General features: G+C 27.4%; 15 protein-coding genes and 1 pseudogene. 14 read left to right on the top strand and 2 right to left on the bottom strand.

The annotated features are described in order from the left end of the window. Positions 1–161: 161 nt before the first annotated feature. The 10 genes from fabK to htpG all read left to right on the top strand — a co-directional run bounded on the left by fabK (position 162) and on the right by htpG (position 10,320). Positions 162–1,088: an enoyl-[acyl-carrier-protein] reductase FabK gene (gene fabK / locus Q0Y03_RS11105; RefSeq protein WP_297713894.1), complete on the top strand. Its 927-nt coding sequence runs from the start codon at positions 162–164 to the stop codon at positions 1,086–1,088. Positions 1,089–1,107: 19 nt separating this feature from the next. Further along, positions 1,108–2,061, top strand: a complete 954-nt coding sequence (fabD, locus tag Q0Y03_RS11100; RefSeq protein ID WP_297713895.1) for an ACP S-malonyltransferase — start codon at positions 1,108–1,110, stop codon at positions 2,059–2,061. Beyond that, positions 2,055–2,798: a 3-oxoacyl-[acyl-carrier-protein] reductase gene (fabG, locus tag Q0Y03_RS11095; protein ID WP_297713893.1), complete on the top strand. Its 744-nt coding sequence runs from the start codon at positions 2,055–2,057 to the stop codon at positions 2,796–2,798. The genes fabD and fabG overlap by 7 nt, the downstream gene beginning before the upstream one ends. A 13-nt stretch (positions 2,799–2,811) precedes the next feature. Next, positions 2,812–4,047 carry a beta-ketoacyl-ACP synthase II gene (gene fabF / locus Q0Y03_RS11090; protein ID WP_297713892.1) on the top strand — a complete coding sequence of 412 codons (1,236 nt, stop codon included), beginning with the start codon at positions 2,812–2,814 and terminating at the stop codon, positions 4,045–4,047. Between the two features lie 5 nt (positions 4,048–4,052). Then, on the top strand, positions 4,053–4,529 hold the full coding sequence (gene accB, locus Q0Y03_RS11085) for an acetyl-CoA carboxylase biotin carboxyl carrier protein (RefSeq protein WP_297713891.1): 477 nt from the start codon (positions 4,053–4,055) through the stop codon (positions 4,527–4,529). 96 nt (positions 4,530–4,625) lie between these two features. Continuing rightward, complete coding sequence (gene fabZ, locus Q0Y03_RS11080) at positions 4,626–5,042, top strand: 3-hydroxyacyl-ACP dehydratase FabZ (protein ID WP_297713890.1); 417 nt, start codon at positions 4,626–4,628, stop codon at positions 5,040–5,042. Between the two features lie 16 nt (positions 5,043–5,058). Then, a complete protein-coding gene (locus Q0Y03_RS11075) occupies positions 5,059–6,402 on the top strand; it encodes an acetyl-CoA carboxylase biotin carboxylase subunit (protein WP_297713889.1) in 1,344 nt (447 codons plus the stop codon). Positions 6,403–6,414: 12 nt separating this feature from the next. After that, positions 6,415–7,284 carry an acetyl-CoA carboxylase, carboxyltransferase subunit beta gene (gene accD / locus Q0Y03_RS11070; RefSeq protein WP_297713888.1) on the top strand — a complete coding sequence of 290 codons (870 nt, stop codon included), beginning with the start codon at positions 6,415–6,417 and terminating at the stop codon, positions 7,282–7,284. Further along, positions 7,268–8,068, top strand: a complete 801-nt coding sequence (locus Q0Y03_RS11065) for an acetyl-CoA carboxylase carboxyltransferase subunit alpha (protein ID WP_297713887.1) — start codon at positions 7,268–7,270, stop codon at positions 8,066–8,068. The genes accD and Q0Y03_RS11065 overlap by 17 nt, the downstream gene beginning before the upstream one ends. 371 nt (positions 8,069–8,439) lie before the next feature. Next, the gene (gene htpG / locus Q0Y03_RS11060; RefSeq protein WP_297713886.1) at positions 8,440–10,320 is read left to right on the top strand and encodes a molecular chaperone HtpG; all 1,881 of its coding nucleotides are present in this window, start codon (positions 8,440–8,442) and stop codon (positions 10,318–10,320) included. Between the two features lie 128 nt (positions 10,321–10,448). On the opposite strand, the gene Q0Y03_RS11055 is transcribed toward htpG, so the two are convergent. Continuing rightward, positions 10,449–10,751 carry a hypothetical protein gene (locus tag Q0Y03_RS11055; protein ID WP_297713885.1) on the bottom strand — a complete coding sequence of 101 codons (303 nt, stop codon included), beginning with the start codon at positions 10,749–10,751 and terminating at the stop codon, positions 10,449–10,451. 229 nt (positions 10,752–10,980) lie between these two features. Between Q0Y03_RS11055 and Q0Y03_RS11050 the strand changes: the two genes are divergently transcribed. Beyond that, entirely contained in the window at positions 10,981–11,508 is a 528-nt protein-coding gene (locus tag Q0Y03_RS11050) for a hypothetical protein (RefSeq protein ID WP_297713884.1), read from the top strand. A 21-nt stretch (positions 11,509–11,529) separates the two neighbouring features. Here Q0Y03_RS11050 and Q0Y03_RS11045 read toward each other — a convergent pair. Then, positions 11,530–12,439 (bottom strand): annotated as a pseudogene (locus Q0Y03_RS11045) (radical SAM protein). Positions 12,440–12,564: 125 nt separating this feature from the next. On the opposite strand from Q0Y03_RS11045, the gene zapA reads away from it, so the two are divergent. The 3 genes from zapA (at position 12,565) to Q0Y03_RS11030 (ending at position 16,447) form a co-directional block, all read left to right on the top strand. Beyond that, a complete protein-coding gene (zapA, locus tag Q0Y03_RS11040; protein WP_297713883.1) occupies positions 12,565–13,575 on the top strand; it encodes a cell division protein ZapA in 1,011 nt (336 codons plus the stop codon). Between the two features lie 164 nt (positions 13,576–13,739). Next, positions 13,740–16,100 (top strand): U32 family peptidase, encoded by a 2,361-nt coding sequence (locus Q0Y03_RS11035; protein WP_297713882.1) that lies wholly within the window; start codon positions 13,740–13,742, stop codon positions 16,098–16,100. Between the two features lie 11 nt (positions 16,101–16,111). Further along, positions 16,112–16,447 (top strand): hypothetical protein, encoded by a 336-nt coding sequence (locus tag Q0Y03_RS11030; protein WP_297713881.1) that lies wholly within the window; start codon positions 16,112–16,114, stop codon positions 16,445–16,447. Position 16,448 lies beyond the last annotated feature (1 nt).

The following is a 16,448-nucleotide window of genomic DNA, read 5'->3' as shown; positions in this document are numbered from 1 at the left end:
ATGGTTATTTTTGTTTTGTAAGAGATTCAATTTTAACATGAAATTAGGGGGTCGTTGTTTTTTTATACAAAAAAACTTTCGAAACCTTGATATATAAAGATTTAAAAAGAGAAGTAGTGTAGAAAACTTTACACTAACAAAATAGTATTGGAGGTAAATATATGAAAAAGGATATATGCAGTATTTTAGGTATTAAATATCCTATTTTTCAAGGTGGAATGGCTTGGGTTTCAGAAAGTACTCTTGCTGCAGCAGTTTCCAATGCTGGAGGACTTGGTATTATAGCAGGCGCTAATGCTCCGGCTAGCCATATAAGAGATGAAATAAGAAAGACTAAGAAACTTACCGATAAACCTTTTGGACTTAATATAATGCTTTTATCAGATAATGCTGATGAATTAGCTGATATTGCAATTGAAGAAGGAGTTAAAGTTATAACTACTGGAGCAGGAAATCCAGGTAAATATATAGACAAATGGAAAGATGCTGGGATTGTAGTTATTCCTGTGGTAGCTTCTGTTGCATTAGCTAAAAGAATGGAGCGCTGTGGAGCCGATGCTGTTATAGCAGAAGGCTGTGAATCAGGTGGTCATGTTGGTAAGCTAACTACAATGGCATTATTACCACAAGTTGTTGATGCTGTAAATATTCCTGTTATAGGGGCTGGTGGTATAGGTGATGGAAGAGGCATTGCTGCTGCATTTATCCTTGGAGCAAGTGGTGTTCAAGTTGGTACTAGATTTTTAGCATCAGAAGAATGTCAAATTCATGATAATTACAAAAATGCTGTAATAAAGTCAAAAGATATTGACACTGTTGTTACTGGAAGATGTACAGGACACCCTGTTCAAGTATTAAAAAATAAACTTGCAAAAGAATATTTAAAACTTGAAAGTGATAATGCAAGTATTGAGGCTCTAGAAGAATTAGGTAAAGGAGCTCTAAAAAAGGCTGTAGTAGATGGTGACATTGAAAATGGATCACTAATGGCTGGTCAAATATCTGGAATGGTGAAAAAAGTTCAAAGTGTTAAAGAAATAATTGAAGAAATGTTTAATGAATACGAAGAAGTAAAGAAAAGTCTATAACTAATAGATTAATGGAGGAATTATGAAGATAGCATTTATTTTCTCAGGTCAAGGTTCTCAATATATAGGAATGGGAAAAGAATTATATGATAATATTCCTAGCTGTAAAAAAATATATGATAAAGCTAATGAAGTTTTAGGCTTTGATTTGAAAGAATTAATATTTAATGGTGATAAAGAAGAATTAAATATTACTGAAAATACACAACCTGCAATATTAACAACTTCTATAGCTATTTTACAAGCTATAAAAGATAAAGGTATCAATCCAGATATAGTTGCAGGATTGAGCTTAGGAGAATATTCTGCACTTGTTGCTAGTGAAGCTTTAGACTTTGAAACTGCAGTTTCATTAGTAAAAAAAAGAGGTCGTTTTATGCAAGAAGCTGTACCTCAAGGTGTTGGTTCAATGGTTGCAGTAATTGGATTAGATGAAGATAAAATAAAAAAAGTATTAAAGGTAGCTAGTGAAAAAGGAATAGTAGAAATAGCTAACTATAACACTAATAATCAAATAGTAATAGGTGGAGAAAGTAAAGCTGTAGAATTGGCAAGTGAATTAATGAAAGAGTGTGGTGCAAGAAGGGTTATTCCTCTAAAAGTATCTGGCCCTTTCCATACTTCATTATTAAATGAAGCATCTATTAAATTGAAAAATGAATTTGAAAATATACACTTTAATGATCCAAAAATAAAGACAATAACAAATGTTACAGCTGATTTTATTAAAAATGGAAATGAAATTAAAGAATTATTAATAAATCAAGTTAAATCTTCTGTAAGATGGAGTGAAACTATTGAAAAAATGCTTGATGAAGGTGTAGATACATTTATTGAAATAGGACCTTTAAAAACTTTAAGTAGTTTTGTTCGTGAAATAAGCAAAGAAAAAAAAGCTACTGTAAAAATCTTTAATGTAGAAGATTTAAAATCACTTAATAAGACACTAGAAGGGATGGAAGCTATATGTTAAAAGGTAAAAATGTAATAGTTACTGGAGCTACAAGAGGAATTGGTAGAGAAATTGCATTAACTCTAGCGCAAAATGGAGCTAATATAGCTATGAATTATAGAAACTTAAATAGTGAAGTAGAAGATTTAATCAATGAAATTAAAAGCTTTGGTGTAGATGCTTTGGCAATAAAATGTGATGTAAGTATTACTGAGGAAGTTGATAACTTCGTAAAAGAAGTAAAATCTCACTATAATACAATAGATGTTTTAGTTAATAATGCAGGCATCACTAAAGATGGATTAATTATTAGAATGAAAGAAGAAGATTTTGATGATGTTCTAGATGTTAATTTAAAGGGTACCTTTAATACTACAAAATCAGTTTCTTCTATTATGGTTAGACAAAAATATGGAAAAATAATAAATATTTCTTCTGTAGTTGGTATAGCTGGTAATGCAGGACAATGTAATTATGCGGCTTCAAAGGCTGGAGTTATTGGATTCTCTAAATCAGTAGCAAGAGAGCTTGCTTCAAGAAATATAAATGTTAATGTAGTAGCTCCAGGATATATAAATACTGATATGACTAAGAATCTACCTGATAAGGTTAAGGAAGAAATAATTAAAAGTATACCTATGAAAAAAATAGGTGATCCAAAAGAAGTTGCTAATTTAGTATTATTCTTATCATCAAATTTATCGGATTATATTACAGGTCAAGTAATAAATGTTGATGGTGGAATGGTGATGGCATAAGGGAGGCATTAAATTGAAAAGAAGAGTGGTAATCACTGGACTTGGAGCAATAACTCCAATAGGAAATAATATAGATAGTTTTTGGGAAGGTATTAAATTAGGCAAAAACGGAATAGATGAAATATCTTTATTTAATGCCGAAAATTTAAAGGTAAAAATGGCTGCAGAGGTTAAAGATTTTGACCCTAGCAACTTTATAGATAAAAAAGATGCAAAAAGAATGGATAGATATACTCAGTTTGCTGTAATAGCAGCAGAAGAATCTATTAAGGATAGCAATCTTGATTTTAATACATTAAATAGAGAAAGAATTGGTGTAATGTTTGGATCTGGTATAGGAGGACTTTGTACTATTGAAAGTCAAATAAGAACTCTAGTTGCTAAAGGGCCTAATAGAGTATCACCACTTACTATTCCAATGGCTATATCAAATATTGCTTCAGGTACTATTGCAATAAAATATGGTATTTTAGGAAGCACATTAAGTTTAACTTCTGCATGTGCAACTTCAACTCATTGTATTGGTGAAGCTTATAGAAGTATCAAAGATGGTTATCTTGATATTGTTGTAGCTGGTGGAGCTGAAGCTTCTATATGTGAATTTGGTATCGCAGGATTTCAATCACTTACTGCATTAAGTAGAAGTGAGGATAGAAATAGAGCATCAATCCCATTTGATAAGGAAAGAAATGGATTTGTTATGGGAGAAGGTGCAGGTTCATTAATATTAGAGGACTTAGATAGTGCTTTAAAAAGAGGCGCAAAAATTTATGCAGAAGTAGTTGGGTATGGTTCAACTTGTGATGCTTATCATATAACTTCACCTTGCTTAGATGGTGATGGCGCATATAGAGCTATGAGAGATGCATTAATTGATGCTGATATAAGCACTGATAAAATATCTTATATAAATGCACATGGTACATCAACAGAAATTAATGATAAAGTTGAAACCTTAGCTATCAAAAAAGCTTTAGGTGATAATTATATGAATGCATATGTTAGTTCTACTAAATCAATGACAGGTCATTTATTAGGTGCTGCTGGTGCTATTGAAGCAATTGTTTCAATAAAATCACTACAAGATAATTTTGTTCCAGCAACAATTAATTATGTAAATGAGGATGAAGATTGTGATTTAAATCTTGTTGTTAATAAAGGAAAAAAATCTAACGTAGAATATACAATGTCAAACTCTTTAGGATTTGGTGGACATAACGGCACTCTTATATTTAAAAAATGGAGGTAGTTAGGATGTTAGACTATAACCAAATAAAAGAGCTTATTAAGGAGATAGATTCATCGTCTCTAAGAGTTTTTGAATTAGAGAATAGTGATATAAAATTAAAACTTAGTAAAAACGAAGAAAATTCTTTATATAAAGAAAATATTATTAATACAACATCTTCTGAAAGTTCTACAGTATTTACAAAGGAAACTAAAACTTTAACTGAGGAAACTTTAGTTGAAACTGAAGAATTAATAGAAGAAAACTTAAATATAGTTAAATCACCATTGGTTGGAACTTATTATTCATCTTCAACTCCAGGAGGAGCTCCATATGTTGAGATTGGATCTAAAGTAAAAAAAGGTGATGTACTTTGTATAGTTGAAGCTATGAAAATAATGAATGAAATCACATCAGAAGTGGATGGAGAAATTGTTGAAGCTTTAAGAAATGATGAAGAAATTGTTGAATTTGGAATGGAATTATTTAAGATTCGTTCATAATAATAAATATAATATAGATATTAGTGGTGGTAAAAATCTAATAAATATTTTTTACTGCCACTTATTAAAATATCTATTATTTAAGGAGATTTTTAAATGGATATTAAGGAAATTATGGAGATAATTCCTCATAGATATCCTTTTCTTTTAATTGATAAGGTTATAAAAATTGAGGAAAATAAAATAACTGCAATAAAAAATGTTACAGCAAATGAACATTACTTTCAAGGACATTTTCCAGTTGAACCTGTTATGCCAGGAGTATTAATAATTGAGTCCTTAGCACAAGCCGGTGCTGTAGCTCTTTTAAGCAAAGATGAGTTTAAAGGTAAGATAGCATATTTTGCAGGAATAAATAATGCTAAATTTAGAAGAAAAGTTGTTCCTGGTGACACATTAAGATTAGAAGTTGAACTTACTAAAATACGTGGCAAAGCTGGTGTAGGATATGGAATTGCTTATGTTGATGATAAGAAGGTTTGTGAAGGTGAATTAACCTTCATGATAGGTTAATAAAAAGAGGTGTTTTATGATTAGAAAAGTTTTAATAGCTAATAGAGGTGAAATTGCTGTAAGAATTATAAGAGCTTGTAGAGAGCTTGGATTAAAAACTGTTGCTATTTATTCCGAAATTGATAAAGATGCCATGCATACACAACTTGCAGATGAATCTATTTGTGTTGGAACTTCAAAATCTAAAGATTCTTACCTTAATGAAAGTAATATCATCAGTGCTGCAGTAGTAACAGGTTGCAACGCAATTCATCCTGGATTTGGATTTTTATCAGAAAAGGCTAGTTTTGCAAGTATGTGCGAGGAATGTAATATTAAATTTATTGGACCAAGTAGTGAAACAATAAATATTATGGGAAATAAATCGGTAGCAAGAGAAATAATGAAAAATGCAAATGTTCCAGTTATTCCTGGTAGTGATGGTCTTATTGAAAATATTGAAGCTGCTAAAATAGAAGCTAAAAGAATTGGATATCCAATTATGATTAAAGCCTCATTGGGTGGAGGAGGAAAAGGTATAAGAGTTGTTGCTAATGAAGACGAACTAGAAAATGCATTTTTTACTGCAAGAACTGAAGCGAAAAATAACTTTGGTGATGATTCAGTATACATGGAGAAATTCATAGAAAATCCAAGGCATATAGAATTTCAAATTTTAGGTGATACCTTTGGAAATATAATTCATCTTGGTGAAAGAGATTGTAGTATTCAAAGAAGAAATCAAAAAGTGCTTGAAGAAGCTCCATCTTATATCTTAAGTGATGAATTAAGAAAAGAAATGGGTGAAGCAGCAATAAAAGCAGCCAAGGCAGTTAATTATGTTAATGCTGGTACAATTGAATTTTTAGTAGATAAACATGGTGATTTTTATTTTATGGAAATGAACACTAGAATTCAAGTAGAACATCCTGTAACAGAAATGATAACTTCTGTTGATATAGTAAAAGAACAATTAAAAATCGCTAATGGTGATGAGTTACAGCTAACTCAAGACGATATAAAAATAGAAGGTCATGCTATTGAGTGTAGAATAAATGCTGAAAATCCTAATAAATCATTTGCTCCTTGTCCAGGCAAAATTAGTTTTTTAAATATACCTGGTGGCAATGGAATTAGAGTTGATACAGCTGTTTACAATGGTTATACTATTCCACCAACTTATGATTCTATGATTGCAAAACTTATTGTGCATGGAAAAACTAGAGAAGAAGCAATTAATAAAATGCTACGAGCTCTAGATGAATTTATTATTGAAGGAATAGAAAGCAATATAGACTTTCAAATTGATATTTTAAATAATGATATATTCCGCTTGGGAACTTTTGATACAAGTTTTATAAGCAAAGAATATAATATATAAGTTGGTGAAATTATGGGTATTTTTAAGAAAAAACAATATGGTGTAATAAATATGCCGTCTGTTGATACTAATGATATTCCTGTTGTTCCTGATGGAGCATGGGTAAAATGTAATCATTGCGGAAAGATTTTATATAAAAAAACATTAGAAGAAAATTATAAAATGTGTCCTAATTGTAAGTATTATTTTAGATTAGGTGCACATGAAAGAGTAGATTTAATTTGTGATAAAGATACATTTATTGAATTTAATAAATGTTTAGAGTCTAAAAATCCTATGAATTTCCCCGGCTATGATAGTAAGCTAAAGGTAAGTAAAGAAAATTCTAAAATTAATGAAGCCGTTATAACAGGAAAATGTAAAATAAACGGAATGGAATCTATTATTTGTATAATGGATTCAAACTTTATGATGGGAAGTATGGGTACAGTTGTTGGTGAAAAAATAACATTCGCCATTGAAAAAGCAACTTATGAAAACCTTCCTCTAATAATCTTTACTGCTTCTGGTGGCGCACGAATGCAAGAAGGAATTCTTTCATTAATGCAAATGGCAAAAATCAGTGCAGCATTAGCAAAGCATAGTGAAGAAGGGTTGCTTTATATCACGGTTTTAACTGATCCTACAACAGGTGGAGTTACTGCAAGTTTTGCTATGTTAGGTGATATAATCATTGCAGAACCAAAGGCTTTAATAGGATTTGCAGGAAGAAGAGTTATTGAAGGAACAATTAAAGAAAATTTACCTGATGATTTTCAAAGTGCAGAATTCTTATTAGAAAAAGGATTTGTAGATAATATTGTAAATAGAGATGAATTAAAAAATACACTATCCTTATTATTAGAATTACACAAACCTCAAGGAGGTGTATCAGTTGAGTAAAAAGGTTAAAGCATGGGACAGATTAACAATTGCTAGAATGGTTGAAAGGCCAAATGCTGAAGATTATATAAAACTAATCTTTAATAACTTTTTTGAATTACATGGAGATAGAAACTATGGAGATGATAAAGCTATTATTGGAGGAATAGGATTATTAGAAGATATTCCAGTTACTATAGTTGGTATCCAAAAAGGTAAAAACTTAAAAGAAAATATGGAGAGAAATTTTGGATCTCCTTATCCTGAAGGATATAGAAAAGCATTAAGATTAATGAAGCAAGCTGAAAAATTTAAAAGACCAATTATTTGTTTCATAAATACTTCTGGAGCATATTGCGGTGTAGAAGCTGAGGAACGTGGTCAAGGAGAAGCTATTGCTAAAAACTTATTGGAGATATCCCAACTTACTGTCCCTATTATTTCTATAATTATAGGTGAAGGTGGTAGTGGTGGTGCTATAGCACTAGCTTGTGGCGATAGAGTATGGGCATTAGAAAATTCTATATACTCTATTTTATCCCCAGAAGGATTTGCATCTATATTATTAAAAGATTCATCAAAAGCTCAAGAAATTTCAGAGATAATGGGAATTACTTCTTATGACTTATTAGAAAAAGGTGTAATTGAAAAAATTATTAAAGAACCAACTGGTGGCGCTCAAAATGATATTAATTTTGTTGCAAATGAAATTAAAACTAATTTAATAAATGAAATAAATCTTTTACAAACTAAAACCGTAAGAGAGCTTTTAAATCAAAGATATTTACGTTTTAGAAATTTTTAAAACAATAAATGAGTAGGTAATATTAAACCTACTCATTTATTGTTTTAAGGTAATTATACAGAGGTATGTGTAGCGTGATACACAAAATGTATCTATATTAAAGATTATTGACACTTTATATATTTTATACACAATATTAATATTTTTTATCATTAAATTGCAAATTTTAATTTAAATATAAGTCTTTCGTATAAGATAATAAATTTTAATTTAAAAGGATTTTTACAGAAAAATTTAATGAATTGCTTGAATAAATATCCATATAAAATGTTGACAATAACATTTAAAGGAGTAAAATAAATAATGTAGAGTTAGCACTCATCAAGATAGAGTGCTAACAAAAGTTATTAAGTTAAAAAGGAGAGAGTTTTATGGAAACAAAACAATTTAAAGCTGAATCTAAAAGACTTTTAGATTTAATGATTAATTCAATTTACACACATAGAGAAATTTTTCTAAGAGAGCTTATATCAAATGCTAGTGATGCTATTGATAAAATCTATTATAAGTCTTTAAGCGATGATAATATAAACTTTAATAAAGAAAATTTCTTTATTAAAGTATCTATAGATAAAGAAAATAGAACTATAAAAATATCTGATACAGGAATTGGTATGAGTAAAGAAGAGTTAGATAATAACTTAGGGGTTATTGCTAAAAGTGGTTCTCTTCAATTTAAAAAAGAAAATGAAATTAAAGATGGATATGATATAATAGGTCAGTTTGGTGTTGGTTTTTATTCATCATTCTTAATAGCTGACAAAGTTACTGTAATTACTAAAGCTTTTGGAAGTGATGAAGCATATAAATGGGAGTCTACTGGTGTTGAGGGGTATACAATAGAACCTTCTACTAAAGATACAGTTGGTACAGATATTATATTACATGTAAAAGCTAATACAGATGATGAAAACTTTGATGAATATCTAAATGAATATAAAATTCAATCTTTAATAAAGAAGTATTCAGATTTTATTAGATATCCAATTAAAATGGATCTTACTGAAAGAAAACTGAAAGAAGGAACTGAAAGCGAGTATGAAGACTACATAGATGAAAAAGTAGTTAATAGCATGGTTCCAATTTGGAGAAAAAATAAAAATGAATTAACTCAAGAAGATTATAGTAATTTTTATAAAGAAAAACATTATGGATTTGATACACCTTTAAAACATATTCATTTAAGTGTTGACGGAACTGTAAGCTATAATGCAATATTATATATTCCAGAAAATATGCCTTATGATTTCTATACAAAAGATTATGAAAAAGGATTAGAATTATATTCTAATGGAGTTATGATAATGAATAAATGCTCTGATCTTCTTCCAGATTACTTTGGATTTGTTAAAGGTATAGTTGACTCAGAAGATTTATCATTAAATATCTCTAGAGAGATTCTTCAACATGATAGACAATTAAGATTTATTGCTAAAAATATTAAAAATAAAATAAAGAGTGAACTTGAAAAAATGCTTAGAAATGAAAGAGAAAATTATGAAAAATTCTATAAAGCATTTGGAAGAACTTTGAAGTTCGGTGTTTATGATAATTTTGGTGCTGAAAAGGAAGTACTTCAAGATTTATTAATGTTCTACTCTTCAAAAGAAAAGAAGATGGTTACATTGGATGAATATGTTACAAGAATGGCTGAAGATCAAAAATATATTTACTATGCTGTTGGTGAGTCTATAGATAGAATAGAAAAAATGCCACAAACAGAATTATTATTAGATAAAGGATATGAAATTTTATACTTCACAGATGATATAGATGAATTCGCTATAAAAATGTTAATGAAATACAAAGAAAAAGAATTTAAATCAGTTTCTAGTAGCGATTTAGGAATTGAAAATAATGATGAAGAAAACAAAGTAGAAGAGAATAGCGAAGAGAATAAATCATTATTTGATGCTATGAAAGAAGTTTTAAATGATAAAATAAATGCTGTTAAAGTTTCTAATAAGTTAAAAAATCATCCAGTTTGTCTTTCAAATGAAGGTGATTTATCAATAGAAATGGAAAAATTACTAAACTCAATGCCAAATAATCAAGGAGTGAAAGCACAGAAAGTATTAGAAATTAATACTCATCATGAAGTATTCACTGCTCTAAAGGGTGCATATGAAAATGATAAAGATAAATTTAACTTATATACTAACCTTTTATACAATCAAGCATTATTAATAGAAGGATTATCAATATCAGATCCTGTTGAATTTACAAATAATATCTGTAAGTTAATGAAATAATAACAATATTGCCTAGGAAATATTTGTTAAACATATTATTAAATCCCTCATCTAATGTAATAAATGCATTAAATGGGGGATTCCTTATTATATATAAATTTAAAATTCATTATATATAATTATTTAGATTATTCATATTTAAATTTTACAATAATTTCTTTAATCTCACCTTTTGAATTTTTTCTAATAGAAAAATTCTTAATATCCTTAAATTCATTTTCTAATTGGAATGAAAGCTCATTAATAGTTGCTTTACATTTTTTTGATAAATCATTATCTTCTACAATAACGAATCTTGACTTTCTACAAGTTGTTTCATTTTGTAAATCGTCGATTATTACATAATAATCTGAAGTTTCCTCAATTACATGATACTCCTTATTTAATGTTAAACTTGAACACAAATTATTATTTATACATCTTAAAATCATATAAAATTCCTCCCTACCCTTTTTTTTAATTATAAATCATAATTTACAAAAATAAAATAGTAATATTACATAATTTTAACAACTTTTTTTAGTAAGAAAATCTATTATTTTAATAAATATATTTTACAAATATATATTTAATCCTGTATAATCAACAGTGCTAAAATAATTTTGCTATGCTAGTTGAGCTAAAGAAAAAACTTTTATCAATAATATTGGAGGGAAAGACATGGAAATAAAGGATAGAGGATTAAATGAAAAAATTAATCAATTAAAAAAAGGTTTAGAAATAGTTAATGGCAAATCTAATTTATTATCAGATGATAATAATGAAATTTTAAGCTATATTATAGAAAAGGCTTTTAACGATGGTGTCGTTAAATTTAATATAAATAATACTGAATATACTATTAATGAATTAATTAAATGTAAACAAGCTTATGAAATTTATTTTCTTAAAAATAAGTTAACTACTTTAAATTCAATAGTTTATAAAATAAAAAAATATGATACATCTTTAGACTCATTAATAAGAAAATATAAAAAGAGCAGATCATTAGAAGAATATAATCAAATAACTAATAGAATTAAAAAAACTTATAGACTTGATATTAATAAATTAGTTCTAAATAGTATTAATAGTGAAATTTTAAATAAATTAAGCTTAGAAGAACAAGAAACTTTTTATGGTGAATATTTAAGTCAAAAAAGAAAACAAATAATTGATGGTGTTATTAGTAAAATGGGGATAGTTTAATATTAAACTATCCTTATCATTTTATACACCTTCATTATTAAAATCAGGTACAAACTTCTCAGAGTTTGTTCCAGCCTCTTGAATAAATCCATTTTTTACACCTATTGAAAGGGCATAATTAATAAGAGAATCATATGTTTTTTCATTAATACTTTTATTAATTTCAGGATACATTTTAGCATTATACATAGGAGTATATTGATTCATTAATGATATATATATATATACTATCTCCAAATTTTTTATAAATTGCGTCAATAATCTTTTTTGAGTCAAATAGTAATCCTGGCAATAATAAATGTCTTACAATAACTCCTTTCTGAATTATTCCGTCTTTATTAAATTTAGGCTCACCTACTTGCTTTACCATTTCTTCTATAATTTCTATAACATTTTCTGAGTATCCTTTTATCTTTGAATATTTTAATGCATACTTATCTTCAAAATACTTAAAGTCAGGTAAATAAACATCTACATATCCATTTAAAGCTTTTATTGTATCTAATGAATCTATAGAATTAGTATTGTATATTATAGGTAAATTAAGTCCTTTATTCTTTGCTATTTTTAATGCTTCTATAATTTGTGGTACAAAATGAGTTGGCGTAACTAAATTAATATTATTTGCTCCTTTATCTTGTAACTCTAAAAATATTTTTGATAATCTGTCTATTGTAATTTCTGTTCCAAAGCCTTGACTTGATATTTTATAGTTTTGGCAAAAAACACATTTCAAATTGCAGTTTGAAAAAAATACAGTTCCTGAACCCTTTTCCCCTGAAATACATGGCTCTTCCCAAAAATGAAGAGCTGCCCTTGCAATTCTTATATTATTAGTACTATTACATACTCCTCTAGCCCCATTATTTCTATTTACATTACAATTTCTCATACATAAAGTACAATTTTCCAATAATTTAATATAATTCATATAAACACCTCGTAAAAATTAGTATATCAGCATATATTACATTAATCAATTTAATGTAACATATAGTTATTTTAAGTCAATTGTGCTATAATTTTAGCATAATGAAAATTCGAGAGGTGCAGAATATGAATACGGTGACGGTTATAATAAATGGTATTGAATATAATTTGAGAGGAAAAGAAGACGAAAGATATTTATCTGAAGTTGCCGCTTATGTAGATAATAAAATAAGAGAAATTTCAGGAACCAATAAGAAGTTAAATACAAGTTCTGCTGCAGTTCTTACTGCTGTTAACATTGCAGATGAACTTTTTAAATGCGATTTAGAAATTGGAAATATTACTAAGAAAAAAAATTCTCTTGAAGAACGTCATTTAACATTAAAAGAAAGATTAAGGGAACTTAAAGTTGAAATAGACGAAACTGCAAAGGCAAGGGCATCAGAAGTTGAATCCCTAAAATCTGTTATCTTTAATATGGAATCAAAAATGAAAGAATTAGAAAGCTATAAATTATTAAGTGAAGAGTTAACAGAGAAAGTAAAAACATTAACTGAAACAAATAATAATAATGAAGTTCAAATATCAGAGTTAAATAAAGAATTATTAGAGCTGCAAAGTAAAAATCAAGAACTTGAAGATAAAGTTAAAAATTGTACTGATGAAATAAATAATAGAGTAGAAATTTCTGAATTTGAAGAAGTAATTACAAAATTAGAAAAAACACAAAAAATTAATCTTATATTAAGTGACGAAAATGATGATCTTAAGGAAAGATTATCAACATATCAAAATCAAGTTAATAATTATTCTATTGAAAATTCAGAATTAAAAGAAACTGAACATAAATTAAGAGAAACAATAAAATTTAAAGAAGCTGAATTAGAAGAGTTTAAAGCATTAAACGAAAAACAAAGTTTAGAAGAAAAAACTACTTTAGAAAAAAGAATTAATTCATTAGAAGTAGAGCTACAAGATGCTCTAAAGAAAAAAGAAACTTATAGGCTACGTAATAAAGATATTAATTTCCAACTACAAAACTATAAATATAAAGTTTTAGATTTAGAAAAAAAACTTATTGATACTCAATTTAATCTAGCTGTAGAAAAAAGAGATAAAAATCCACTATTAAGATAAGTCTGCTCATCATTGAGTAGACTTATTTTAATTGCTATAGAAAAACAATAACAATTATGTTATAACAATAAGTAGTTATATTAGTTATATTAGAATTAATAGTAATTATTTATAGATTTTAAACAAAAGATTATATTAACTTTTTAGATTTAGGAGAGATTTTTATGAACAAAATAGAAGTTCTAGCACCCGCTGGAAGTATGGAGAGTCTGTATGCAGCTATAAATAAAGGTGCTGATGCTGTTTATCTTGGTGGAAATAAATTTTCTGCTAGAGCTTATGCATCAAATTTTGATAATGAAAACATGCAAAAAGCCATTGATTATGCTCATAGTTATGGTGTGAAAATTTACGTCACTATAAATACAATACTAAAAGAAAATGAAATTGAAGAAGCTGTTAGATATGTTGGATATTTATATGAAATAGGTGCCGATGCTCTAATAATTCAAGATCTTGGACTATTTAAAAGAATTAAAGAAGAATATCCTGATTTTGAGCTTCATGCTTCTACTCAAATGACAATTCATAATGGAGAAGCTGCTATATATTTTAAAGAAAAAGGCTTTCATAGAGTTGTTTTATCTAGAGAGATGACAATTGATGAAATTAAATATATATCTACAGATTTAATGATAGAAACTGAAATGTTTGTTCATGGGGCAATTTGTGTTAGTTATTCTGGCCAATGTCTAATGAGCTCAATAATAGGTGGAAGAAGCGGTAATAGAGGAAGATGTGCTCAACCTTGTAGAATGGAATATATATTAAAAGGTGAAAAATCTGGTGAACAAAAGGGACATTTATTAAGCCCAAAAGATATGTGTACTATAGATGATATTAAGGATATAGTAGAAAGTGGAACTCATTCTCTAAAAATAGAAGGAAGAATGAAAAGACCAGAATATGTAGCTGGAGTAGTAGATAACTATAGAAAAGCAGTGGATAAAGTATTATTTAAGAAAAAATACAATGTACAAGAAGGTAAAGGACAATTATTACAACTCTTTAATAGAAGTGGATTTACTAACGCATATTTAAAAGGAAATACAGGTAAGGATATGATGAGTTTCAATTCACCTAAAAATGCTGGAGTTCCATTAGGAACAGTAGAAAAATCTGGTGAAATTAAACTTAAGGAAAGTTTATCTTTAGGAGATGGAATTAGATATAGAGATAAAGGATTCTCAGTAAGTAAAATTTTATTAAATGGGAAAGAAGTTTCAAATGCTAAAAGAGGAGATATTGTTAAGCTTTTCCCTATAGATTATAAAAAGGGTGATGAATTATTTAAGAGCTTAAATAAACAACTTTTTGATGAATTAGAGGACTATATTAAACCTTATAATAAGAAGATAGCTTTAAATGCAAAAGTTAAATTTGTTGTTAATTCTCCAATTGAACTTACAATAATACATAATAATAAGGAATATATATTTGCTGGTGAAATTGTACAAAAAGCAGAAAAAAGACCTTTAGATAAAGAAAGAATAGAAGAGTCACTTAAAAAATCTGGTGATATCCCATTTAAGTTAGATTTTATTCAGTTTAGTGAGTTTGAAGATGGATTCTTACGTATTTCTGATTTAAACAATTTAAGAAGAGATGCTTTAGAAAGTATTACTAAAAGTATTTGCAAAGAATCTAGAAGAAAACGTCCAAAAAAAGAAAATAAAAAGTTATCTACTTCAATAAATAATAATACTAACATTTCTGAAATATATAGTTGTATTACGAAAGATCAACTTAATGCATTATTAGATTGTAAAGTTAAAAATATAGCCTTTGACATATTTAGTAGAGAGTTAGGGGCGCTTAGAATATCTGATTTAATAGATACATTTGAAAAAGTAAATGAAGAGGTAAACTTATATATTAAAACTTCTTCTATAATAAAAGGTGAATTCAATAAGATATGTAAATTTATAGATAAAGCTAAACCTTATATAAAAGGAGTAATAACTTCTAATATAGGTTTAATTAATGTATATAAAGATTCGCTTATGATAATTGGTGATTATAAGCTTAATATAATGAACTCTCAAAGTTTAGAATTTTATCAAAATGAATTTGAAATTCCTACTTTAAGTATGGAATTAAATAGATCAGAAATTAAAGAAATAACTCGTAAAAATAAAGGAAATAATGCTTATGTTATTTACGGTAAACCAGAGCTTATGATTAGTGAATATTGTCCAATAGGAAGTACTTTTGGTGTCAGAAAAACTAATGTAGAGTGTAATGCTATTTGTACTAGAGATAAATTTACTCTTATAGATAGAGTAAATGAAAAAAATAGGGTAATGACTGATTTATTCTGCAGAAGTTATATTTTAAATCCAGTTCCACTAAATCTATTTGATGAAATTAGTACTTTGAAGGAAATCGGAATTAAGACATTTAGATTTGATTTTAGAGATGAAAGCTATGAAGAAGTAAAAAAAGTAGTTAATATGTATAAAAATAGTGAAGTTTATGATAAGAGTAATTACACTAAAGGTCAATTTAGAAGGGGAATAGAATAGGAGAGTAAACTATGAAAATAATAAATTTATTATTATTAATTGCTGTATTTATATTTGGTGTCATTCAAATGAGAAAATCATCATCTATAATTAAAACAGACTGGTTTAAAAGTTTATCTTACAATGAAAAACTTCAAACAACCTCTAAAATAAAAAGCAATTGGAAAACAAGTATTATTTTACTTGCTATAATAGTTTGTGCAATGCTAATTTTAATTTCTTCTTTTATTGGGAAAACTCATTATTATGAAAATATAATTAATATATTAATATTAATTATAGGTATTATAGTAACAATATTCTTAATTATTAATAACCAAAAATTGGAGAAAAAATTAAAAAATTAGC

Source organism: Clostridium sp. (genome assembly GCF_026168755.1).
GTDB lineage: Bacteria > Bacillota > Clostridia > Clostridiales > Clostridiaceae > Clostridium.
The sequence above is the reverse complement of the archived record's forward strand: the minus strand, read 5'-3'. Positions and strand labels throughout refer to the sequence as shown.

Coding starts and splice junctions, on each gene's coding strand:
- fabK (WP_297713894.1), top strand. CDS start 162: ATGAAAAAGGATATATGCAGTATTTTAGGTATTAAATATCCTATTTTT.
- fabG (WP_297713893.1), top strand. CDS start 2,055: ATGTTAAAAGGTAAAAATGTAATAGTTACTGGAGCTACAAGAGGAATT.
- accB (WP_297713891.1), top strand. CDS start 4,053: ATGTTAGACTATAACCAAATAAAAGAGCTTATTAAGGAGATAGATTCA.
- fabZ (WP_297713890.1), top strand. CDS start 4,626: ATGGATATTAAGGAAATTATGGAGATAATTCCTCATAGATATCCTTTT.
- Q0Y03_RS11075 (WP_297713889.1), top strand. CDS start 5,059: ATGATTAGAAAAGTTTTAATAGCTAATAGAGGTGAAATTGCTGTAAGA.
- accD (WP_297713888.1), top strand. CDS start 6,415: ATGGGTATTTTTAAGAAAAAACAATATGGTGTAATAAATATGCCGTCT.
- htpG (WP_297713886.1), top strand. CDS start 8,440: ATGGAAACAAAACAATTTAAAGCTGAATCTAAAAGACTTTTAGATTTA.
- Q0Y03_RS11055 (WP_297713885.1), bottom strand. CDS start 10,751: ATGATTTTAAGATGTATAAATAATAATTTGTGTTCAAGTTTAACATTA.
- Q0Y03_RS11050 (WP_297713884.1), top strand. CDS start 10,981: ATGGAAATAAAGGATAGAGGATTAAATGAAAAAATTAATCAATTAAAA.
- zapA (WP_297713883.1), top strand. CDS start 12,565: ATGAATACGGTGACGGTTATAATAAATGGTATTGAATATAATTTGAGA.
- Q0Y03_RS11035 (WP_297713882.1), top strand. CDS start 13,740: ATGAACAAAATAGAAGTTCTAGCACCCGCTGGAAGTATGGAGAGTCTG.
- Q0Y03_RS11030 (WP_297713881.1), top strand. CDS start 16,112: ATGAAAATAATAAATTTATTATTATTAATTGCTGTATTTATATTTGGT.